This is a genomic window from Microlunatus sagamiharensis, from assembly GCF_900105785.1.
GTDB classification, from domain to species: Bacteria; Actinomycetota; Actinomycetes; order Propionibacteriales; family Propionibacteriaceae; genus Microlunatus; species Microlunatus sagamiharensis.
This window is the reverse complement of sequence record NZ_LT629799.1, coordinates 4376775-4397042: the sequence shown is the minus strand read 5'-3', so window position 1 is coordinate 4397042 and position 20268 is coordinate 4376775. Positions and strand designations below refer to the sequence as shown.

Annotated in this window: 22 protein-coding genes; 5 read left to right on the top strand and 17 right to left on the bottom strand. The window is 72.4% G+C overall.

Features of this window, described 5'->3' with window-relative positions; all coding sequences use genetic code 11:
- Positions 1–64: 64 nt before the first annotated feature.
- From BLU42_RS20355 to BLU42_RS20325, 7 genes are all read right to left on the bottom strand, one after another.
- Positions 65–421 (bottom strand): tautomerase family protein, encoded by a 357-nt coding sequence (locus BLU42_RS20355; RefSeq protein WP_091071947.1) that lies wholly within the window; start codon positions 419–421, stop codon positions 65–67.
- Positions 422–492: 71 nt separating this feature from the next.
- Entirely contained in the window at positions 493–1281 is a 789-nt protein-coding gene (locus BLU42_RS20350) for a carbohydrate ABC transporter permease (protein WP_091078910.1), read from the bottom strand.
- Positions 1281–2225: a carbohydrate ABC transporter permease gene (locus tag BLU42_RS20345; RefSeq protein WP_197680546.1), complete on the bottom strand. Its 945-nt coding sequence runs from the start codon at positions 2223–2225 to the stop codon at positions 1281–1283. The genes BLU42_RS20350 and BLU42_RS20345 overlap by 1 nt, the downstream gene beginning before the upstream one ends.
- Positions 2226–2283: 58 nt before the next feature.
- Complete coding sequence (locus BLU42_RS20340; protein WP_157720116.1) at positions 2284–3705, bottom strand: ABC transporter substrate-binding protein; 1422 nt, start codon at positions 3703–3705, stop codon at positions 2284–2286.
- A 271-nt stretch (positions 3706–3976) separates the two neighbouring features.
- Entirely contained in the window at positions 3977–5005 is a 1029-nt protein-coding gene (locus BLU42_RS20335; RefSeq protein ID WP_091078902.1) for a LacI family DNA-binding transcriptional regulator, read from the bottom strand.
- 104 nt (positions 5006–5109) lie between these two features.
- Positions 5110–6015 (bottom strand): hypothetical protein, encoded by a 906-nt coding sequence (locus BLU42_RS20330; protein ID WP_091078897.1) that lies wholly within the window; start codon positions 6013–6015, stop codon positions 5110–5112.
- On the bottom strand, positions 6012–6458 hold the full coding sequence (locus BLU42_RS20325; RefSeq protein WP_231918361.1) for a helix-turn-helix domain-containing protein: 447 nt from the start codon (positions 6456–6458) through the stop codon (positions 6012–6014). Before BLU42_RS20325 ends, BLU42_RS20330 begins: the two co-directional genes overlap by 4 nt.
- A 282-nt stretch (positions 6459–6740) precedes the next feature.
- On the opposite strand from BLU42_RS20325, the gene BLU42_RS20320 reads away from it, so the two are divergent.
- Complete coding sequence (locus tag BLU42_RS20320) at positions 6741–8183, top strand: APC family permease (protein ID WP_331715247.1); 1443 nt, start codon at positions 6741–6743, stop codon at positions 8181–8183.
- Positions 8184–8350: 167 nt separating this feature from the next.
- Here BLU42_RS20320 and BLU42_RS20315 read toward each other — a convergent pair whose 3' ends face one another.
- Positions 8351–10855, bottom strand: a complete 2505-nt coding sequence (locus tag BLU42_RS20315; RefSeq protein WP_091078890.1) for a glycoside hydrolase family 65 protein — start codon at positions 10853–10855, stop codon at positions 8351–8353.
- Entirely contained in the window at positions 10855–11571 is a 717-nt protein-coding gene (locus BLU42_RS20310) for an HAD family hydrolase (RefSeq protein WP_091078888.1), read from the bottom strand. The genes BLU42_RS20315 and BLU42_RS20310 overlap by 1 nt, the downstream gene beginning before the upstream one ends.
- Before the next feature lie 78 nt (positions 11572–11649).
- Here BLU42_RS20310 and BLU42_RS20305 point away from each other — a divergent pair, with 78 nt between their 5' ends.
- On the top strand, positions 11650–12627 hold the full coding sequence (locus tag BLU42_RS20305; protein WP_231918360.1) for an asparaginase: 978 nt from the start codon (positions 11650–11652) through the stop codon (positions 12625–12627).
- A gap of 11 nt (positions 12628–12638) precedes the next feature.
- Here the strand turns inward: BLU42_RS20305 and BLU42_RS20300 are convergent, their stop codons facing one another.
- The 4 genes from BLU42_RS20300 to BLU42_RS20285 all read right to left on the bottom strand — a co-directional run bounded on the left by BLU42_RS20300 (position 12639) and on the right by BLU42_RS20285 (position 15420).
- Positions 12639–13508, bottom strand: coding sequence for a hypothetical protein (locus BLU42_RS20300; protein ID WP_091078883.1), 870 nt, complete (start codon positions 13506–13508; stop codon positions 12639–12641).
- 121 nt (positions 13509–13629) lie between these two features.
- The gene (locus tag BLU42_RS20295; RefSeq protein WP_091078878.1) at positions 13630–13821 is read right to left on the bottom strand and encodes a CsbD family protein; all 192 of its coding nucleotides are present in this window, start codon (positions 13819–13821) and stop codon (positions 13630–13632) included.
- A 73-nt stretch (positions 13822–13894) separates the two neighbouring features.
- A complete protein-coding gene (gene ygfZ / locus BLU42_RS20290; protein ID WP_091078873.1) occupies positions 13895–14878 on the bottom strand; it encodes a CAF17-like 4Fe-4S cluster assembly/insertion protein YgfZ in 984 nt (327 codons plus the stop codon).
- A gap of 47 nt (positions 14879–14925) precedes the next feature.
- The gene (locus tag BLU42_RS20285) at positions 14926–15420 is read right to left on the bottom strand and encodes an FABP family protein (protein WP_091078869.1); all 495 of its coding nucleotides are present in this window, start codon (positions 15418–15420) and stop codon (positions 14926–14928) included.
- 59 nt (positions 15421–15479) lie between these two features.
- Here BLU42_RS20285 and BLU42_RS20280 point away from each other — a divergent pair, with 59 nt between their 5' ends.
- Entirely contained in the window at positions 15480–16508 is a 1029-nt protein-coding gene (locus tag BLU42_RS20280; RefSeq protein ID WP_197680545.1) for a ketopantoate reductase family protein, read from the top strand.
- 64 nt (positions 16509–16572) lie between these two features.
- On the opposite strand, the gene BLU42_RS20275 is transcribed toward BLU42_RS20280, so the two are convergent.
- Complete coding sequence (locus BLU42_RS20275; protein WP_231918359.1) at positions 16573–16944, bottom strand: DsrE family protein; 372 nt, start codon at positions 16942–16944, stop codon at positions 16573–16575.
- A gap of 49 nt (positions 16945–16993) precedes the next feature.
- Between BLU42_RS20275 and dtd the strand changes: the two genes are divergently transcribed.
- Complete coding sequence (gene dtd / locus BLU42_RS20270; protein ID WP_091078863.1) at positions 16994–17425, top strand: D-aminoacyl-tRNA deacylase; 432 nt, start codon at positions 16994–16996, stop codon at positions 17423–17425.
- 114 nt (positions 17426–17539) lie between these two features.
- Here the strand turns inward: dtd and BLU42_RS20265 are convergent, their stop codons facing one another.
- The 3 genes from BLU42_RS20265 to BLU42_RS20255 form a co-directional block, all read right to left on the bottom strand.
- Complete coding sequence (locus tag BLU42_RS20265) at positions 17540–17842, bottom strand: DUF1416 domain-containing protein (protein ID WP_091078859.1); 303 nt, start codon at positions 17840–17842, stop codon at positions 17540–17542.
- Positions 17843–17891: 49 nt separating this feature from the next.
- Positions 17892–18740, bottom strand: a complete 849-nt coding sequence (locus tag BLU42_RS20260; protein ID WP_091078856.1) for a sulfurtransferase — start codon at positions 18738–18740, stop codon at positions 17892–17894.
- Positions 18741–19166: 426 nt separating this feature from the next.
- Positions 19167–19421: a MoaD/ThiS family protein gene (locus BLU42_RS20255; RefSeq protein ID WP_091078852.1), complete on the bottom strand. Its 255-nt coding sequence runs from the start codon at positions 19419–19421 to the stop codon at positions 19167–19169.
- A 110-nt stretch (positions 19422–19531) separates the two neighbouring features.
- On the opposite strand from BLU42_RS20255, the gene BLU42_RS20250 reads away from it, so the two are divergent.
- Complete coding sequence (locus BLU42_RS20250; protein WP_091081216.1) at positions 19532–20236, top strand: winged helix-turn-helix transcriptional regulator; 705 nt, start codon at positions 19532–19534, stop codon at positions 20234–20236.
- Positions 20237–20268: the final 32 nt, after the last annotated feature.

The following is a 20268-nucleotide window of genomic DNA, read 5'->3' as shown; positions in this document are numbered from 1 at the left end:
TGGGTCCTTGGGAGGTCGGAGCGGTCGCGCCGGGCGGCGCGGACGAAGGGCTGGACGGGCGGGGTCAGGAGCCCGCGTACCAGTCCTCGAAGCCGTTCTCGGTGACGGCGATCAGGATGTCCTCGCGGCGGACGCCCGCCTCGGCGAAGCGGTCGGCCACGGCCTCGAAGAAGCGCCGCTTGGTCGCGACCGAGTACATGTGGACCATCGTCACGCGCAGCAGGACGAGCTGCTGGCGGTCGACGCCGCCGAAGGTGCGGTCGAAGCGCAGCTCGCCCTCCGGGCGCGGGGTGAAGACCTGGAAGAGGTCATCGCCGGGGATGTCGAGGGTGTCGAGCTGGGCCTGGTGCACGCCCTTCCCGAGCTGGTCGCCGGCACGCTCGTAGAGCTCGCGGTCGAGGTCGATCTGGATCAGCGGCACGGTGGCTCCTGCTCAGGGTGGGTTCGTGCGGTGGCGCCGCGGGGTCCCGCGGCGTCGAGGTGGGGTGGCGGCTACTTGAGGGCGCCGGCGGCCAGCCCGCGCTCGAAGAGGCGCTGCAGGCACAGGTAGGCGACGACCTCGGGGATCGCGGTGAGCACCGCCGAGGCGAGGATCTTGGTCTGGTCGTTGCTGAACTGCCCGACGAAGAACTGCGGGACCAGGGTGATGGTCTGCATCTCCGGCGACTGGAGGAAGACCAGCGGCATCAGGTAGTTGTTCCACGCCCCGATCAGGGTGAAGATCAGGATCGCCGCGGCGATCGGCCGGGTCAGCGGCACGATCAGGTGGATGAAGCCGCGGACGGCGCTGGCGCCGTCGACCCGGGCCGCCTCGAACAGCTCGTCCGGGATGCCGTTGACGAAGTTGCGGGTCAGCAGCACCGCGAAGGGCACCTGCAGCGCGGCCAGCGGCAGGATCACCGCCCAGTAGGTGTCGAAGAAGCCGAAGGCCTGCGCCGTGGTGAACAGCGGCGCGAGCAGCACGACCTCGGGCAGCGTCAGGCAGGCCAGCAGCAGCCAGAAGTAGATCTCCCGACCGCGGATGTGCAGCTTGGAGAAGCCGTACGCGGCGAGCATCGTCACCGCGTAGACGATGACGATCACGCTGGCCGCGATCACGACGGTGTTGACGAAGAAGCGCCACAGGCCGGGCACGGCGAGCACCGCGGCGTAGTTGCCCCAGCCGTCGCCGGCCAGGGAGCCCTGCACCATCGCGACCAGCGGGAAGAGGAAGGGCAGGACGAGCAGGGTGACCACCAGCTGCAGCAGCAGCCGGGCCCCGCGGCTCCGGACCTCGAACATCAGCTCACCCCGTCCTTCTCGCGCCCGCGGACCTGCATGATGATCGCGAAGGTGAGGGCGAGCACGAGCAGGATCACCGACAGCGCGGCGCCGTAGCCGACGTGCGACTGCGCGATGGTCTTGCGGTAGATGTACGTGCCGAGGAACTCGGTGGCGTAGTTCGGTCCCCCGACCGCCACGAGGTAGGGCACGTCGAACGTCTTGAGGGCCCCGATGGCGCTGAGGATGCCCAGCGCCACGGTCGTGCCGCGCACCCCGGGCCAGATGATGCTCGCCAGGATCCGGAGGTTGCCCGCACCGTCGATGCGCGCCGCCTCGAGCACCGACGGGTCGATCTGGCTCATCGCCGCGAAGTAGAGGACGAAGGTGAGCCCGGTCCACTGCCAGACGGTGATCGCCATGATCACCGGCAGGGCGGTGCTCTCCTGCCCGAGCCAGGGCTGGGCCAGCCCGCCCAGCCCGACGTGCTCGAGCACCCAGTTGAACTGGCCGTCCGGCGCGTACAGGCGGCGGAACACCGGGGCGGTGATCGCCGGGGCGAGCACCACCGGGATGAAGATGATCACCTTGTAGACCACGCCCAGCCACACACGGGAGTGCAGCAGGACCGCGAAGACGACGCCCAGCGCGGTCTGGGCCACGAAGGTGACCACGAAGAAGACCACCGTGTGGCGGATGGTCCGCCAGAAGATCGGGTCCTGCGCGATGCGGACGTAGTTCTCCGCGCCGACCTTCTCCGGGAAGGGGTCGATGCCGTCCCAGTCCCAGGTGGAGATCACCGCCGTGTAGGCGATGCAGTAGTAGATGAGACCCACGCACAGCACCAGGGCCGGGAGGATCCAGAGGTAGCCGGCCGGCCGCAGCCGCCGCCGGGTGCCGGGGCCGCTGTCGGCCCCGGCCTCCCGGGCGGTCGGCCGGGCCGACGCGATCGTCGTTCCTGCCACGAGGGACTCCCCTGTCGGGATCGGTGCTGGACGAGCGTGAGGGTGCGGCGGCGCCGGCTCAGCGAGCCGCGGCCTCGGCCGCCTTCTGGAGGGTGTCGGCGGCCTCCTGCGGGGTCGCGCTGCCGGTCGCGGTGGAGGTCGCCGCCGCGAGCATGGCGTCCTGCACGTCGGTGGTGAGCAGGGCGAAGCGGGGCTGCGTCACCGGGGCGACCTTGCTGAGCAGGTCCTTGACCGGCGCGGACTGCGTCGCCGGGTCGACGAACTTGATCTGCTCGAAGTCCGGCTCGACGCCCTTGAGCGCCGGCACGTCGTTCAGCTGGTCCGCGACGGCCTGCTGACCCGCCTTGGACGTCGACAGCCAGGTCACGAAGGTCTCCGCGGCCGCCTTGTCCTTGGCCTTGGTCGAGACCGAGAGGCCGTAGTCGGCGTCACCGAACATCTCGCTGACGTTGCCCGCCTGGGCGACGTCGGGGAACTGCAGCGGCAGGATCGGGAAGGGCTTGGCCCCCGAGACGCCCGCGGCCTTGAGCGCGGCGGTCATCGCCTTCTCCGTGGAGTACTGCGTGTACCAGGTGCCCATCATGACCATGGCGTACTTGCCGGTCAGGAAGTCGTTGTTGGCGTCCGGGTACTGCTGGTAGCCCACCGCACCGGGCTGCATGATCTTGCGCGTGAAGAGCTGCTGCCAGATGTCGAGCGTCTTGACGATGCCCGGCGAGTTCCAGGGCACCTCGCCGCTGGAGGCCTTGGTCCACAGCCCGGGCTCCACCGAGTTGGCGATGGCCTGCAGCGTGTCCTGGTCGAAGCCCTGGCCCGCGGCGCCCTGCACGAAGCAGCCCTGGTCGTGGGAGCGGAACTCCTGGCAGACCTTGTCCCACTCGTCGAGCGTCGTCGGCGGCTTCAGCCCGTACTTGTCGAACAGCGCCGGGTTGTACCAGAGCGTGCCGGAGTAGACCGCGCCCACGGAGGCGGCCACGAGCTTGCCGTCCTTGGTCAGCCCGCTGACGCCCGCGGGGGCGACCTTGGACTGCCAGTCGTCGCCGAGCGCCTTCTGCATCACCGGCGTCAGGTCCTCGGCGAAGGACCCGTAGTTGTTGACGTACGCGCCCGGCTGCATGTCGAAGACGTCCGGGCCGGCGTCGGAGCGCAGGGCGGGCGGCAGGGCCGCTTGCCAGTCGGCGATCGAGACCAGCTTGAAGTTCACCTTGATGTCGGGGAACTCCTGGTTGAACGCCGCGATGTAGCCCTGGGCGGTGTCGACGTCGGTGGGCGTCCAGCCCCACCAGTTGACGGTGCCGGCGGTGGGCGACCCGGCGTCCTGCGAGGACGAGCCCCCGGCCCCGCCGCCGCCCACGGGCGAGCACGCGGTGAGCGGGAGCAGGGCCGCCGCCGCAGCGACGGCGAGGGCACGCAGCGCGCGCGGGGTCCGCGACGCCGGGCGGGAGGAGGGACGGGAGGAGCGGTGGAGCGAGAGCTGCATGACGGTGATCCCCTTCGATCGACCGGAGCCGGGCTGCATCGAGGACCGCTCCCGGGCGTAGGACCCGGGGGAGCCGGAGGTGGCGGGCCTCCACCGCGCCGAGCGAGCAGCACCGTGTCGTCCCGGGCCGTACGGGGCTCCTGCTGGCAGGTCCCCGTCGACGCCGTCGTCCTCCGCTGGGCTGCGACCACCGCAGCCCGCCGCGATGGCACGACGCTACTTGCGCCCCTTTGGGGCGTCAAGTTTCCGGCCGAATTTTAGAAAGTTTCTCTCACGTGCCGGGCGGGGCCGTGCTCTCCCGGAGGACGAGCGTCGTCGCCATGTCGATCCGCGTCGTGTCCAGACCGCCGCCGCGCACCCCGAGCACGAGCTCGACCGCCTGGGCGGCCATCTCCGCGATCGGGACGCGCACCGTGGTCAGCGCGGGGCCCGCCCACTGGGCGACCCTGACGTCGTCGAAGCCGACGACGGACAGCTGGCTCGGGATGGCGACCCCCATCGCCCGCGCCGCCTCGTAGACCCCGAGCGCCAGGACGTCGGACGCGGCGAAGACGGCGGTCGGGCGGTGCTCGAGCGTCAGCAGCCGGCGCCCCTGCTCGATGCCGTCGACGTGGTGGAACTCCGCCCGGCGCAGGTGCTCCTTGCGCAGCTCGAGCCCGGCGGCGTCGAGCGCCGCCCGGAAGCCCGAGAGCCGGGCGGTGGCGGCCATCATGTCCCCGGGGCCGGTGACGATGGCGATCTCGCGGTGGCCGAGCTCGATGAGGTGGCGCGCGGCGGCGTACGCCCCGCTCCAGTCCGCCGAGCCGATCGTCGGCACCTCGGGCGGGACGTCCCCGGTGGGGCCGAGCATCACGAAGGGGATGTTGCGCGAGCGGAGCTGCTGCAGCTGCGTCGCCTGGAGGTTGGAGGAGACGAGCACCGCGCCGACCGGACGCCGGCTGAGGACGCCCTCGATCCACCCGGCGTCGGGCTGCTGGCGGTCGCTGGTGCCCGAGACGACGACCCCGACCCCACGACGGCGGGCCACGCGCTCGATCGAGGCCAGCGCCTCGCTGGACCACCAGCTGTCGATCTCGTAGCAGAGCACCTCGATGAGCGGTGCGTGGTTGGGGCCGGGGTTGCGCGGGTTGTAGCGGTGGTCGGAGAGCAGCGCCTCGATCTTGGTCCTGGTGCCCTGCGACACACCGCTGCGGCCGTTGAGGACCTTGGAGACGGTGGAGATGGAGACGCCGGCGCGCTCCGCGACCTCGGCGAGCGTCGCTCGTGCGGTCGTCACGCCTGCGGCCGGATCGGCGGGCATACCGGCCAGCCTAGTGCTCCCGGCAGCCCGGGGACGTCCTGACGAGGGGCGGCGCGCGGGCGGGGGTCCGCCCGCGAGCCGCCCTTCTCGAGCCCCTGCCGGGCTCAGCTCTCGGTCCCCGGCCCCTCGGCCGCCTGCTCCCGCTCGGCCGCCAGGTCCGCCGCCGGCGAGCCCGTCGAGGGCGCCTTCTTGGCCGCGCTCTTCTTCGCCGGGGCCTTCTTGGCCGTCGTCCCCGCCGTCGGCGCGGGCGTCGTCGTGGCCGCGGTCTTCTTGGCCGGAGCCTTCTTGGCCGGAGCCTTCTTCGCGGTCTTCTTCGCCGCCTGCTCCTGCGCCAGCGCCTGGGCCGCACCCGGCCGGCCGTCGCCGGAGGTGGTCGCCTGCCCGGTCGCCGCGGCTGCAGCCTCACGGGCGGCGCGGGTCGCGGACTCCGGGGTCACGTCGGCGTCCGCGGTGGGCGTCCTGCGGGCCCGCGCGGCCCGGCCGGTGACGTTGCGACGCACGTCGGTCACGGCGTCCGAGGCGGAGTCGACGACCGGCCCGACGGTCTCCGCCGCCGCGTCGGCCAGGTCGTCGGCGGCCTCCTCGGCCCGGCGGCCGGCCTTGCGAGCCGTGGCCCGCACGTCGCCCACGCGGTCGTCGACGACGCGCTTGCCGCGGTCGGCGAGCGAGGTGTAGGTCGAGCGCGACTGCTCGAGGAGCTCCTCGGCCTGGCGCTGCAGGTCGTTCAGCCGGGCCCGCGTCGTCTCGGGCAGGGCACGGAACTGCTCGGGCAGCGTGGAGAGGAACTCCCGCAGCTCGTCGGCGTTGACCCGCGCCTGCTCGGCGCGCTCGAGGCGCTTGTCGCGGATCTCGGCGATGCGCTCCTCGGCGCGCCGCTGACGCTCGGCGAGCGTCTCGCGCAGGGTCTCCGCGATCACGTCGGCGAGCCCGGCGGCCACGTAGAAGGGGCCGAGGTCGGACTCGGCGGGACGGGCGGCGCGCTCGGCCTTGTCGTCACGGGTGGGTGTCATGGGCGGTGCTCCTTCGGGGTGGGTTCGCCGACGGGGTCCGGCCCGTCGGCCTCGGTCGGGTCCTCGGTCAGCCCGCCGGCGAGGGTCGGCGCGTCCTCGGCCACGAAGCTGCGGTAGACGTCGAGCAGCACCTGCTTGTGCCGCTCGGTGATCGACGCGTCGGCCAGCAGCGCCGTCTCGACGTCGCCGGAGGGGTGGTCCTCGGGGTCGAGGATCCCGGCGCGGACGTAGAGCGACTCGGCCGACACCCGCAGCGCCTTGGACAGCTGCTGCAGCACCTCCGCCGACGGACGACGCAGGCCGCGCTCGATCTGGCTGAGGTACGGGTTGGAGATCCCGGTGAGATCGGCGAGCTGGCGCAGCGTGAGCTCGGCCGCGCGGCGCCGGTCGGCGATCAGCTCGCCGACGGACCCCAGCTGCTCACCGACCGTCCTCCGTGCCACGCCTTCCAGTGTGCTTGCAGCAGCAAGCACACGCAAGCACACGCAAGCAGCGAGCGGTGTGCGGGCCGAACCACGTCCTGCTCGACCAGCGCCGTCGGACGCGCCTCCGCCTGGACGACCGGACGAGCAGGACACGCTTTTCGTCCTGCTCGGGAGGGAGGAAGGCGGAGGGTTGGAGCGTCCGGCGCGCCGGAGCGGAGCGGAGGCCATCGAGTGGGGCTCGACTACGACCAGACCAGCCGACACACTGGTCGCTCCGCAGCCGCACCGAAGGAGCAGCCCGTGAGCCAGACGAGCACCGCCGACCGGCCCGGGTCGACGTCGGAGCAGCCCGAGCTCAAGCGGGTGATGGGACCCAGGCTGCTGCTGCTCTTCATCGTCGGCGACATCCTCGGGACGGGGATCTACGCCGTCACCGGCACGGTCGCCAAGGAGGTCGGCGGCGTCGTCTGGCTGCCCTTCCTGGTCGCCTTCGCCGTCGCCCTCGTGACCGCGTTCTCCTACCTCGAGCTCGTCACGAAGTTCCCGCAGGCCGCCGGGGCCGCGCTCTACGCCCACAAGGCGTTCGGCATCCACTTCGTGACGTTCCTGCTCGCCTTCGCGGTCATGTGCTCGGGGATCACGTCCGCCTCGACCGCGTCACGGGCCTTCGCGGCCAACCTCGAGGCGATGGTCAACGTGGTCCGCGCCGAGTGGATGGGCGGCACCGAGGTCGACATCTCGGCCGGGCTCACCACCGTGCTCGCCGTCTGCTTCATGCTCGTCGTCGCCCTGGTCAACCTGCGCGGGGTCGCCGAGAGCGTCTACGCCAACATCGTGCTGACCTGCGTCGAGCTGACCGGTCTGCTGATCGTGATCTTCGTCGGCTTCTACGCCTTCACGCAGGGCAAGGCGGACATGTCGCGCGTCGTCATGTTCGACACCCCCGAGGACAAGTCGATCTTCATCGCCGTCACGACGGCGACGTCGCTGGCCTTCTTCGCCATGGTGGGCTTCGAGGACTCGGTGAACATGGCCGAGGAGGTCAAGGAACCCTCGAGGGTCTTCCCGAGGATCCTGCTCACCGGTCTGGGGATCACGGGCCTGATCTACGTCCTCGTCTCGATCACCGCCATCGCGCTCGTGCCCGCCGGTGAGCTCGGCGAGGGCGACGCCCCGCTGCTCAAGGTGGTGAACGCGGGTGCTCCGGACCTGCCGGTGGGCGACGTCTTCCCGCTGATCAGCATGTTCGCCGTCGCGAACACCGCGCTGATCAACATGCTGATGGCGAGCCGCCTGCTCTACGGCATGGCCCGTCAGAAGGTGCTCCCGCCGGTCCTCGGACGCGTGCTGCCGGGGCGGCGTACGCCGTGGGTGGCGATCATCTTCACCACGCTGCTCGCGGTCGGGCTCATCACGGTCGTCGGCCAGATCAGCGCGCTCGGTGGGACGACGGCACTGCTCCTGCTCGGCGTCTTCACCGTCGTGAACGTCTGCTGCCTGGTGCTGCGCCGCGAGCGCGTGGAGCACCAGCACTTCCGCGCGCCGACGTGGCTGCCGGTCGTCGGGGCGCTGGCCTGCGCGTACCTCGTCGGCCCCTGGACCGGGCGCGCGACCGAGCAGTACTGGATCGCCCTCGTCCTGCTCGGCATCGGGGTCGTCCTGTGGGCGGTCACCTTCGTCATCAACCGCGCCGTCTACAGCCGGCACACCTACTTCGAGCGCCCCGAGGAGCTGGAGCAGTAACGCGCAGGCCTCCGGACCGATCGCCAGGGCCCGCTACCGCACCACCGCCGGATCCCGCGCCGGTGCCTGGACGACCGGAGCGAGCAGGACACGCTTTTCGTCCTGCTCGCGCAGGGAGGAAGGCATCGGGTCAGAGCGGGATCCGCGCCGGAGCGGAGCGGAGGCAGTTAAACGAGCGTGGCCTGCGGGACGCTCGCGGTGATCAGCGTGCCGTCCGGACGGCGCTCGCCCCCGCGGGCGCCGAGGGGTCCGCTGAGGCGCGGGCCCTGGTCCTCCAGCGGCACCCAGACCTCCTCGGCCGCGGTGACGACCACGCGGTGACCGCGCACGCTGACCTCGGCGCGGCTGCCCGCGACGACCTCGAAGCCGATCCGGCCCGGCTCGAGGTCGACCCGCACCCGCGTGCCGAGCAGCGTCAGCATGAAGGACAGGCCCGACCAGCCGACCGGCAGCCGCGGGTCGAAGGTGATCACGCCGTCGTAGTCGCGCATCCCGGCGAAGCCGTAGACCAGCGCGTTCCACACCCCGCCGGTCGAGGCCACGTGCACGCCGTCGCTGGTGTTGCCGTGCAGGTTGGCCAGGTCGACGTAGAGCGAGCTGGTGAAGTAGCGCAGCGCCAGGTCGGCGTAGCCCACCTCGGCCGCGACGATGGACTGCACGACGCCGGAGAGCGTGGAGTCGCCGGTGGTGATCGGGTCGTAGTACTCGAAGTCGACCCGCTTCTGCTCGGCGGTGAAGTGGTCGCCCTGCAGGAACAGCGCCAGCACCACGTCGGCCTGCTTGAGCACCTGGAAGCGGTAGATCACCAGCGGGTGGTAGTGCAGCAGCAGCGGCCGCTTGTCCATCGGCGTGTGCGCGAGGTCCCACACCTCCCGGTCGAGGAAGAGCGAGTCCTGCGGGTTGATGCCGGTGACCGGGTCGAAGAGGATCGTCATCGCCCGGGCGGCCTCGGTCCACTCGGCGGCCTCGCCGTCGTGGACGTGCAGCCGCTCGACGGCGCGGGCGTACGCCTCGGGCGCCTCGGTCTTCATCCAGCCGAGGTACCAGGAGGCCTTGTCGAGGTTGAAGCGGGCCATGACGTTGGTGAAGAGGTTGTCGTTCACCACGGTCGTGTACTCGTCGGGCCCGGTGACGCCGTGGATGTGGAAGCTGCGGCGCCCGTCGCCGTTCTCGCGCCAGAAGCCGAGGTCGGCCCACATCCGGGCGGTCTCGACGAGGATGTCGATGCCCTCGCGGTTCATGAAGTCGTGGTCGCCGCTGGCCGCCACGTACTTGCACAGGGCGTAGGCCACGTCGGCGTCGATGTGGTACTGAGCGGTGCCGGCGGCGTAGTAAGCCGAGGCCTCCGAGCCGTTGATCGTGCGCCAGGGGTAGAGCGCGCCGGCCTGGGTGAGCTCGCGCGCCCGCTGCCGGGCGGCGCCGAGCAGCTGGTAGCGGAACCGCATCGCGCTGCGCGCCATCGCGGGCGAGGTGTACGACAGGAACGGCAGGACGTAGATCTCGGTGTCCCAGAAGTAGTGCCCGCTGTAGCCCGAGCCGGTGACGCCCTTGGCGGGCACCCCCGACTGCTCGGCGCGCGCGGCGGCCTGGGCGACCTGGAAGAGGTTCCAGCGGACGGCCTGCTGCAGCTCGGGCTGGTCGTGCAGGACGACGTCGGAACGGTCCCAGTAGGCGTCGAGCCAGTCGCGCTGGGCGGTGAGCTCGCGATCGACGCCCTGGACGAGGACGCGGTCGAGCGTGCGCCGGCAGCGGTCGCTCAGCTCGCGCACGGGGACGCCGCGCGAGGTGTGGTAGGCGACCGTCTTGGTCACGGTGATCGTCTGCCCGCGCGACGCCTGCACGCGGTAGACCATCTTGCCGGTGTCCTCGTCGGCGCTGATGTGCTCGGTGTAGGCGTTCTCGGTGTCGATCCGGTGGTCGACGCCGACGGCGAGCGTCATGCCCGAGCGTGCGCAGCGGTAGCCGATCATCAGCCGGGTGCCGTCGGCCCAGTGCATCTGGGGCTCGAGCACGCGCTCCGCGAAGCCCTCGGCCTTGCGCGGGTCGGCGAGGTTGCCCTCCCCCATCGCCGCCGAGCGCACGTGGTACTCGTCGCGCCCGTCCTGCCGGTTGAGCGTCTGGCTGGAGATCACGACCGGGGCGGAGTCGTCGAGCATCGTGACCTCGAAGGTCATGATCGCGAGGTGGCGCTGGGTGAAGCTGACCATCCGGCTCGACGTCACCTGGACCCGCTTGCCCGCCGGCGTGCGCCAGACGATGCTGCGCCGCAGGACACCCTCGCGGAAGTCGAGCGTCCGGTCGTAGCTCTCGAGGTCGGCGACCGGCAGCAGCAGCGGCTCGTCGTCGACGTAGAGCTTGATCGTCTTGTTGTCGGGGACGTTGACGATCGTCTGGCCGACCTTGGCGAAGCCGAAGGCCTCCTCCGCGTGCCGGATCGGGTAGGTCTCGTGGAAGCCGTTGATGAAGGTCCCGTGCGCGTACGTCTCGCGCCCCTCCTCCACGTTGCCCCGCATGCCGAGGTAGCCGTTGCCGACGGCGAAGAGCGTCTCGGTCACCCCGAGGTCCTCGGCGCTGTAGACCGTCTCGCTCAGCCCCCAGTCCCGGACCGGGAAGCGGACCCGGTCGAGCGGGTCGCGATGCAGCGCGGGCGTGTCCTCGTGGGCGCCGCGCATCAGCCGACCAGCTCGGCGAGGTCGGTGACGACGCGGTCGGCGCCGCCGTCGGTGAGGGCGTCCGTCCCGGCGCCGCGGTCGACCCCGACCACGAGCCCGAACCCGCCGTCGTGCCCGGCCCGAACGCCCGAGACCGCGTCCTCGAAGACGACGGCGCGGCCCGGCTCGACCCCGAGGCGCCGCGCGCCCTCGAGGTAGGTGTCGGGTGCGGGCTTGCCCGGCAGCCCCGCCTCGGCCGCGACCTGGCCGTCGACGACGACCTCGAAGCGGTCCGCGAGGCCGGCAGCCTCGAGCACGGCCGGGGCGTTGCGCGAGGAGGACACCACCGCGACCTTGGTACCGGTCGTCGCGAGGTGGTCGAGCAGCGCGACCGAGCCCGCGTACGGCTCGACGCCCTCCGCCGCGAGGGCGGCGGCGAAGAAGTCGTTCTTGCGGTTGCCCAGCCCGCACACCGTGTCGGCGTCGGAGCCGTCGGAGGGCTCGCCCTCAGGCAGCGTCAGGTCGCGCGAGGCGAGGAAGTCCCGCACGCCGTCGTAGCGCGGCTTGCCGTCGATGTGGTCGAAGTAGTCCGACTCCACGTACGGGCGGTCGGTGATCCCGCGCAGCGTGAGGTAGTCGGTGAACAGGTCCCGCCAGGCGCGCATGTGCACCTCCGCCGTGGGCGTGAGGACGCCGTCGAGGTCGAACAGCGCAGCGTCGTAGTCGTGCCAGTCCACGGGGCACAAGCCTAGAGGGAGATGTCAGGTCAAAGGCGCCGATCGGCGCGCGCTGGGCGGAGGTCTAGGGTCTGGCCCGTGCTGCACCCCTTCGACACAGACCCGGTCCTCGTCGAGGTCGTCCGTGACGGCCTGGTGGAGAGCGTCCACCACGGTCGCGTGGCGGTGACCGGGCCGGACGGTTCGCTGCTCGCCTCGCTCGGCGACCCGGACGCGCTCGTCTACCCCCGCAGCTCCAACAAGCCGCTGCAGGCCGTCGGCATGGTGCGCGCCGGGCTCGACCTCTCCGACGAGCTGCTGGCGCTGACGTCCGCCTCGCACTCCGGGGAGGTCTTCCACCGCGAGGGCGCGGCGCGCATCCTCGGGCTGGCCGGCCTCGACGAGGACGCGCTGCAGGACCCGCCGGACTGGCCGCTGGACGACCTGGCCAAGGAGGAGCTGCTGCGCGCCGGCGGGCAGCGGTCGCGCCTGGCCATGAACTGCTCGGGCAAGCACGCGGGGATGCTGCTCACGGCGGTCCGCTCGGGCGCACCGACCGGGACCTACCTGGAGCCGTCGCACCCGGTGCAACGAGCGATCGAGGAGGCCCTCGCCGACCTGGCCGGCGAGAAGCCGTCGGGCCCGGCGGTGGACGGCTGCGGCGCCCCGCTGTGGGCGCTGTCGCTCACGGCGCTCGCGCGCTCCTTCGGCCGCCTCGCGGCGAGCACGGAGCCGACGGAGCAGAAGGTGGCGGACGCGGTCCGCGCGCACCCGGCGTACGTCTCGGGGACGCGGCGAGACGAGCTGGCGCTGCACCAGGGCCTGCCCGGGATCGTGGCCAAGGCGGGTGCGGAGTCGGTGTACGCGGTCGGGCTGCCCGACGGGCGCGGGGTCGCGCTCAAGATCGACGACGGCTCGACGCGCGGCCGGGCGGTGGTCATGGCCGCGGTCCTGATGCGCCTGGGGCTCGACGCCGAGGTGCTGCGGAGCCAGTCGCGCGTGGCGGTGCTGGGCGGGGGGCGCCCGGTGGGCGAGGTCCGCCCCTACGCCCCGACGCTGGAGGGCATCGGGGCGTAGCGGGGCGTCCGCTACTTCTTCTTGCTCTTCTTCTTGTCGTCCTTCTTGGACGACTTCTTGTCGTCCTTCTTGGACTTGGACTTCTTGTCGTCCTTCTTGCCGTCCTTCTTGGACGTCTTCTTGTCGTCCTTCTTGGACTCCGACTTCTTGTCGGCCTTCTTCGGGGCGACCCCGTCGCTCGCGCTACCCGTGGCGGCGGCGGGGGCCGGCGCACCGGTCGTGGCGGCAGCTGCCTGGACCGACGCCTCGAGGCGGGACAGGCGCTGCTCGGCGGCGTCGAGCGCGCGGCGCAGGACCTCGAGCTGGTCGCCCTGGGCGTCGACCTGGTTGTCGATCTCGGTGATGACGTCGCTCACCGGCGTGTCGACGGCCGGGGCCGACGGCGCCGGGGGCGCGGCCTTCCGCGTACGGCCGGCGGGGCGACGCGTCAGACGCTCGGCGGTCTCGGCGGGGAGCGCCTGCTTGTTGTTCGGCGCGTCGAGCGGGCTGTCCGGCGTCTCGGCGCCCGACTGGGGCGTGGGGGCCGGGGTGCCGGCCGTCTTCCGCGCCGTCGTCGTGCGCGCCGCCGCCGTGCCGGAGGTCTTGCGCGGGGTCGCCGTCTTGCGCGCCGTCGTCGTCTTGCGCGGGGTCGTCTTGCGCGGCGTCGTCTTACGCGGCGTCGTCCGACGGGCCGGGGTGGACGTGGCAGCGTCCCCGTCCGCGGTGGCCGCGCCGGGGGTGGAGGGCGCGCCGGCCGGCGGCGTCCCGGCGTCGTCGGCGGTGTCGCCCGGCGTGACGCTCGGCGCGTCGGCGGCGGTGGCCGTGGTGTCGGTGGGCGCGGCGGGGCGCTCCGCGGCGTCGTCGGTGGTCGACGCAGCCGCGTCGGCGGTCGGTTCGCTCATGGGGTTCCTCGTGCTCGGGTGCTGGCGGTCGGTGCTGGGCGGTGTCGCTGCCGGGCGTTACCCGGTCCGGAGACGACTCAGCCGCCACCGTGACGGTGGCGGCTGGGTCGAGGAGCCGGTGCTACTTGAAGGCGTCCTTGACGTTGGCGGCGGCGTCCTTGACGTTCTCGCCGGCCTGCTTCGTCTGGCCCGAGGCCTGGTCGGACTGACCCTCGGCCTGCAGGCGCTCGTTGTCAGTGGCGTCGCCGGCGGCTTCCTTGACCTTGCCGCCGAGCTCCTCCGCCTTGTTCGAGATCTTGTCCCCGATACCCATGCTGACTCCCTTCGACGACGACGTGTACCGAACACGTTACGTGGGTAGGACGAGGGGTTCCTAGGCGGCCTGCTCAGACGGTGAGCCGGGGGCGCACGTGCAGCCCGACCTCGGGGTCGACCAGCACCTCCTGCGCCGCGGCGATGCCGTCGGCCAGCAGGGTGGCGTCGACCGCCACGTTGCGCTTCACCAGCCCGAGGGCGACCGCCCCGAGCTCGTGGTGGCGGGCTGCGCTGCCGACGAAGCCGACCGCCCGGCCATCCAGGGTGAGCGCCGAGCCCACCTCCGGCAGCCGCTCGGCGCTGCCGTCGAGGAGCAGCAGCACGAGGCGCCGCGGCGGGCGACCGAGCGTGTGCACGCGGGCGACGGTCTCCTGGCCGCGGTAGCAGCCCTTGTCGAGGTGCACCGCAACGCCGAGCAGCCCGGCCTCGTTCGGGATGGTGCGGTGGTCGGTGTCGACCCCGACCCTGGGCACGCCGGCGGCGATACGCAGCGCCTCGAACGCCCAGGTGCCGGCGAGCGGACCGGTCAGCACCTCGTCGAGCCGCGCGCGGGGCACCAGCAGCTCGGCGCCGCCCAGCGAGTCTGCGGCGCGGCGTACGGCGAACGCGGCGTCGTGGGTCGCCGTCGGGTCGGCGCTCCAGACCACGGCGACCTCGTCGCTCACGTCGGCGACCTCGACCCGCATCATGAACCGCATCGAGTCGAGCCAGGCGGCGGCCGCGGCCGCCGCGCCCGGCTCGGTGTGGGCCCAGAACGTGGTGCCGTCGTCGACGCCGTGCAGGGCGTGCTCGACGTGGCCCTGCGGGGAGAGCACGAGCGTCGTCGTGCCCTGCCCCGGCGCCAGGCCGAGGAGGTGCTGCGTGGTCAGCGAGTGCAGCCAGGTCAGCCGGTCGGGCCCGGTCACCCGCAGCACGCCGCGGTGCGACAGATCGACGCGGCCCGTCCCGCGCTCGAGCGCCCGCTGCTCACGCACCGGGTCGCCGTAGTGCCACGCGACCCCGGCGTCGCGGCCTTCCTCGGCCACCACGGGGCTGGGCTGACGCTCGTCGCTCATACGTGCGTCAGCGCCCCGGAGGCACGGATTCTTCCCGCGCCGCAGGCTCAGACCCGGCGCAGGCGCGCCCAGAGGTGGTTCTGCAGCGGGTGGCCACCGGAGGCCTTGTCGAGGGTCCAGAGCAGGTCGCCCTCGACGAGCCCGTAGAGACGCTGACCGGCGGTGTACTCCTCGGCGGTCGGCGTGCGCACGACGGCGTCGGTGGTCAGCTCGATCTTGGCGCCGGTGATCTTGCCGTACCAGACCTCGGCGACCCCGGTGGGGTGGCACATGACGACCTCGAGGTTGTCGTCGGCCTGGGGGCGCCAGAAGCCGGTCTCCATCGACAGCGGACGGACGGCCTTGCCGTCGGCGTCCACCTCGAAGGTCTGCGAGAGGTAGTGCAGGAAGTCGCCGCCGTTGTGGGCGAAGTCGACCTGCTGGCCGAAGTCGAACTCCTCGACGCCCGGGTAGACGCCCTTGCCCGTCCCCTCCCAGCGGCCCACGAGCCAGGCCAGGCGGTTGACGGAGGGGTTCAGCCCATCAGGGATCTCGAACGGCACTCGTCCAGGGTATCGGGGCGGGGGCCGGGCCGTCCCCGACGGACGACTAGCGTGGCCCGGTGCCGAAGCGCTACGTGATCATCGGGGCCGGGGCGATCGGAGGGTCGATCGGCGGCCGGCTCCACCAGGCCGGCCGCGACGTCGTCCTCGTCGCCCGCGGCGCGCACCTGGACGCGCTGCGGCGCGACGGGCTGCGCCTGCGTACGCCCGACGAGGACGTGACGCTCCGCGTGCCCGCCGTCGGCGGGCCCGACGAGCTGACGCTGACCGAGGACGACGTGCTCGTCCTCGCGACCAAGACCCAGCAGGTCGAGGCGGCGCTGCCGGCCTGGGCCGACGCACCCGTCCGGGACGCGGACGGCCGGGAGACGGGCACCGCCGGGTCGCGGCTGCCGGCCCTGATGGCCCTGAACGGGGTCGCCTCCGAGGCGATCGCGCTGCGGTACTTCGCCCGCGTCGTCGGCGTCTGCCTCTGGCTCCCGTCGGTGCACCTCGTGCCCGGCGAGGTGATCATCCGGGGTGGGCCGAAGTCCGGGATGCTGCACCTCGGCTCGGTGCCGCAGGGGCGGGACCATGCGCTGCTGCAGGAGGTGGCGGGCGACCTCGAGGCCGCGAACTTCGACGTCCCGCTGCCCGCCGACGTGATGCCGTGGAAGTACCGCAAGCTGATCTCCAACCTCGGCAACGGCCTCCAGGCGCTCGTCGGCCCGAAGGGCGGCTCGGGTCGGCTGGCCGCGGCGCTCGAGGCGGAGGCACGGACGGTCCTCGACGCGGCGGGCATCGAGGTCACCCCCGACGCCGAAGAGAGCGCGGCCCGCGCGGCCGCCTTCACGATGCACCACGTGCCGGGCGTCCCCGACGACGTCGGAGGCTCGACCTGGCAATCCCTCCAGCGCGGCACCGGCAACGTCGAGACCGACTACCTCAACGGCGAGGTCGCGCGGATCGCGCACGCCCACGGCACCGAGGCCCCGTTCAACGCGCGCCTGGCCACGCTCGTCCGGCAGGCGGCGGCCCGCGGGCAGCAGCCCGGCGCGGTCACGGCCGACGAGCTGGCCGTGGCGCTCGGGCTGGCTGACGTTCTCTGAGCCTCGTACGCCCCCTGAGCCTGTCGAAGGGCCACGCAGTCGTCGGCGTCCGACCGGGACGACGTCAGTAGACCAGGGCTTGGACGTCGGGCTGCAGGACCCGCTCGACGAACGTCGCCGCCCCGGCGATGCGGGTCCCGTCCTGCAGGTCGGCCTGGGTGAGCCCACGGCGGGCGGCGCACTGGGTGCAGACGACGACGGCGCCGGTCTCGACCAGGGGTGCGACCAGGTCGGCCACGGCGGTCGCGTGCTCCAGGCCGAGGTCGGGCTGGGCGTCGCGGGTCGCGAACCACACCGCCTCGCCCGTCAGCCACACGCCGACCTCGGCGCCCGCCGCGAGTGCGGTCGCCGCGACGGTCCAGGCCTGGTTGGCCCGCTCGGGCGCCTCGGCGCCGCAGGTGATCTTGACCATCAGGGGACGAGGGGCGTCGGGCACCCGACCATCGTCGCGCGCCGCGACGAGGGCTGATCGCTAGGGTCGGCCTGTGCGGGTCGTGGTGCAGCGGGCGTCGTCGGGCAGCGTCTCCGTGGAGGGCGCGGTGGTGGGTTCGCTGCCCTCCCCCGGCCTCGTCGTCCTCGTCGGGGTGACCCACGACGACACGGCGGCGGACGCCGAGCGGCTGGCCGACAAGGTCTGGACGCTGCGGATCCTGGCCGGCGAGCGCTCCGCGGCCGACGAGTCGGCCCCGGTGCTGGTCGTCAGCCAGTTCACCCTCTACGCCGACACCCGCAAGGGACGCCGGCCCTCGTGGAACGCGGCGGCGCCGAGGCCGGTCAGCGAACCCCTCGTCGACGCCTTCGTCGGCGCGCTGCGGACCCGCGGGGCGCACGTCGAGACGGGGATCTTCGGCGCCGACATGCAGATGTCCCTGGTCAACGACGGCCCGGTCACGCTGCTGCTCGACTCGGCGGGCTAGAGGGAGGACGACGAAGGGCCCCGGCCACCGTCAGGTGACCGAGGCCCTTCCACAGGCTCAGTGAGCGTGCTCCTGCTCGCCGTCCGAGGACGCCGAGCTCGTGGAGCAGCGGCCTCAGGCGGCGGTGAGCTCCACGTCGACCTCGGCCACCGAACCCACCGTGGCGACGACCTGGCGGTCGGCCTTGGCTCCCGGCGCGAGCGTGCGCAGGGTCCAGCGGCCGTCGTGGGCGAAGAACCGGAAGTGCCCGGTCGCCGAGGTCGGGACCTCGGCGGTGAACTCGCCCGACGGGTCGAGCAGACGGACGTACGCGTTGCCGACCGGCTCGCCGTCGCGCAGGACGCGGCCCTGGATGACCGCCTCCTTCGACGTGTCGACGCCGGCGATGCTCAGGCCGCCCTTGGTGGAACCGCACATGGTGATGACCTCGTTCTGGAAGGGGTTGGTCCGGGGGCTCAGGCTGCTGCTAGACCGAGCCGGGCTCGTCGCCCACGGCGACCGGGACCCCCACGAGGGAGCCGTACTCGGTCCAGGAGCCGTCGTAGTTCTTGACGTTGCCCTGGCCGAGGATCTCGTGCAGCACGAACCAGGTGTGCGCGCTGCGCTCACCGATGCGGCAGTAGGCGATGATGTCGCTGCCGAAGTCGAGGCCGGCGTCGCCGTAGAGCTTCTTCAGGTCGTCGGCCGACTTGAAGGTGCCGTCGTCGTTGGCCGCCTTGCTCCACGGGACGTTGACCGCGGTCGGGATGTGCCCGCCGCGCTGCGCCTGCTCCTGCGGGAGGTGGGCCGGGGCGAGCAGACGGCCGGCGAACTCGTCGGGGCTCCGCACGTCGACCAGCGCGTCGCTGCCGATCGCCGAGACGACCTCGTCGCGGAACGCGCGGATCGAGAGGTCGGGCTCGCCGGCCTCGTACTGCGTCGCGGGACGCGTGACGGTCTCGCTGGACAGCGGGCGGGCGTCGAGCTCCCACTTCTTGCGGCCGCCGTCGAGGAGCTTGACGTCGCCGTGGCCGTAGAGCTTGAAGTACCAGTACGCGTACGCGGCGAACCAGTTGTTGTTGCCGCCGTAGAGGACGACCGTGTCGTCGTTGGAGACGCCGCGCTCGGACAGCAGCGCACCGAACTGCTCGCGGTTGACGAAGTCGCGCCGCACCGGGTCCTGGAGGTCCTTCTTCCAGTCCAGCTTGATGGCGCCCTCGATGTGGCCGCCGTCGTAGGCGGTGGTGTCCTCGTCGACCTCGACCAGGACGACGTTGCTGTCGGACGCGTGCTCGGCGACCCAGTCGGCGTCGACGAGGACTTCAGACGTGCTCATGAGCGATCTCCTGTTGCGGTTGCGGCTGTGCGGGTTGCGGTGCCCGGGTCGGGCGCGTTGGGACGCGGGACCCGGAGGTGCGGCGGGGGGCGTACGGGTGCGGTGCGCGGCAGGAGCGCGCGGGCCCGACGGCAGCGAGGACGCTGCGGACGACGGGCCGGTCAGGGCACCGGGATCAGGCCCGACAGAGCGACGAGCGCATTCGGCCGTGGTCGACCGCGCGGCGGCGGACGAGCGGCAGCGCACCCGTGTTCGTCATGGCAGCAACCGTACGACGAGAGCCCGCCGGGGCGTGAGTGGGCGTCCCGATGAGCGAGACCTGCGTCCGGCATGCGAGACGCTGAGCGTGGATCCGACGTCTGATCGCGTGAAGTCGTTCACATCCCGTACGCCTGCCGGCCACCTCCGCGAGGGCCGAGGACCCGCTCACCCACCCGCGAACGGGGGCAGGACCTCGATCGTGCACCGCCCCTCGAGCGGCCGTCCGAGGGCGTCGCCGGACACGCTCACCCCGTCGACCAGGAGGCTGCTTGCCCTGACCACACGCGTGAAGCGGTCGTCGGCGTGACGGTCGAGGACGACCTCGAGCGCCTGCGCCACGGTCGACGCCTCGACGCTCTCGGAGGGGGTGCCGGCGGCAGCACGGGCCCCGGCCCAGAAGTTCAGGGTCACCTCAGCCACTGGGATATTCTCCCGCCCAGCACCGAGACAACGCTGCATCGGTCCCGGTGCGGTCCGTCGGCCTCTCGACCCAGGCCGACGGGTGCGGCCCGACCGTCGAGGAGACCCTCATGGCCACACTGCTCCTGCTGACCAACGACATGCACGCGTCTGCGGAGATCCTGCCCGCGCTCGAGCTGCTGCCCCACCAGGTGAAGGTGGCCCAGGCCGAGGCGACGGCGCTGCTCGACGCCCCCGCCGCGGACCTGATCCTGCTGGACGCGCGCCGCGACCTCGCCGGTGCACGGTCGCTGTGCCGCCTGATCGAGACGACGGGCAAGGAGGCGCCGCTCCTGGTCATCGCGAGCGAGGGCGGCCTGGCCGCGCTGAGCGCGGACTGGGGCTTCGACGACCTGCTGCTGGCCACCGCCGGCCCGGCCGAGGTCGACGTCCGGATCCGCCTGGCCATGACGCCGGTCGCGCAGACCGGGGTCGACCCGCTGATCCAGAGCGGCAACATCGTCATCGACGAGGCCGGCTACAGCGCCAAGCTCAACGGGGTCCAGCTCGACCTCACCTACACCGAGTTCGAGCTGCTCAAGTACCTCGCGCAGCACCCCGGCCGCGTCTTCAGCCGCCAGCAGCTGCTGAGCGACGTCTGGGGCTACGACTACTACGGCGGCACTCGGACCGTGGACGTGCACGTGCGGCGCCTCCGCGCCAAGCTCGGCCCCGAGTACGAGTCCGTCATCGGCACCGTGCGCAACGTCGGCTACCGCTTCGTCACCCAGGCCGACGAGTCCGGCCGCGAGGGCGCCCGCGTCAACGCGGGCTGAGCCTCTCGACGCCCGGCGACGCCGAGGAGCGA

What these genes read in the sequence shown, in the direction of transcription:
- BLU42_RS20330 (WP_091078897.1), bottom strand. Translation starts at nt 6,015, where the DNA reads ATGACACCCACCCGTGACGACAAGGCCGAGCGCGCCGCCCGTCCCGCC.
- BLU42_RS20350 (WP_091078910.1), bottom strand. Translation starts at nt 1,281, where the DNA reads ATGTTCGAGGTCCGGAGCCGCGGGGCCCGGCTGCTGCTGCAGCTGGTG.
- BLU42_RS20315 (WP_091078890.1), bottom strand. Translation starts at nt 10,855, where the DNA reads ATGCGCGGCGCCCACGAGGACACGCCCGCGCTGCATCGCGACCCGCTC.
- BLU42_RS20295 (WP_091078878.1), bottom strand. Translation starts at nt 13,821, where the DNA reads ATGGGTATCGGGGACAAGATCTCGAACAAGGCGGAGGAGCTCGGCGGC.
- BLU42_RS20300 (WP_091078883.1), bottom strand. Translation starts at nt 13,508, where the DNA reads ATGAGCGAACCGACCGCCGACGCGGCTGCGTCGACCACCGACGACGCC.
- ygfZ (WP_091078873.1), bottom strand. Translation starts at nt 14,878, where the DNA reads ATGAGCGACGAGCGTCAGCCCAGCCCCGTGGTGGCCGAGGAAGGCCGC.
- BLU42_RS20265 (WP_091078859.1), bottom strand. Translation starts at nt 17,842, where the DNA reads ATGTGCGGTTCCACCAAGGGCGGCCTGAGCATCGCCGGCGTCGACACG.
- BLU42_RS20335 (WP_091078902.1), bottom strand. Translation starts at nt 5,005, where the DNA reads ATGCCCGCCGATCCGGCCGCAGGCGTGACGACCGCACGAGCGACGCTC.
- BLU42_RS20260 (WP_091078856.1), bottom strand. Translation starts at nt 18,740, where the DNA reads ATGAGCACGTCTGAAGTCCTCGTCGACGCCGACTGGGTCGCCGAGCAC.
- BLU42_RS20340 (WP_157720116.1), bottom strand. Translation starts at nt 3,705, where the DNA reads ATGCAGCTCTCGCTCCACCGCTCCTCCCGTCCCTCCTCCCGCCCGGCG.
- BLU42_RS20250 (WP_091081216.1), top strand. Translation starts at nt 19,532, where the DNA reads ATGGCCACACTGCTCCTGCTGACCAACGACATGCACGCGTCTGCGGAG.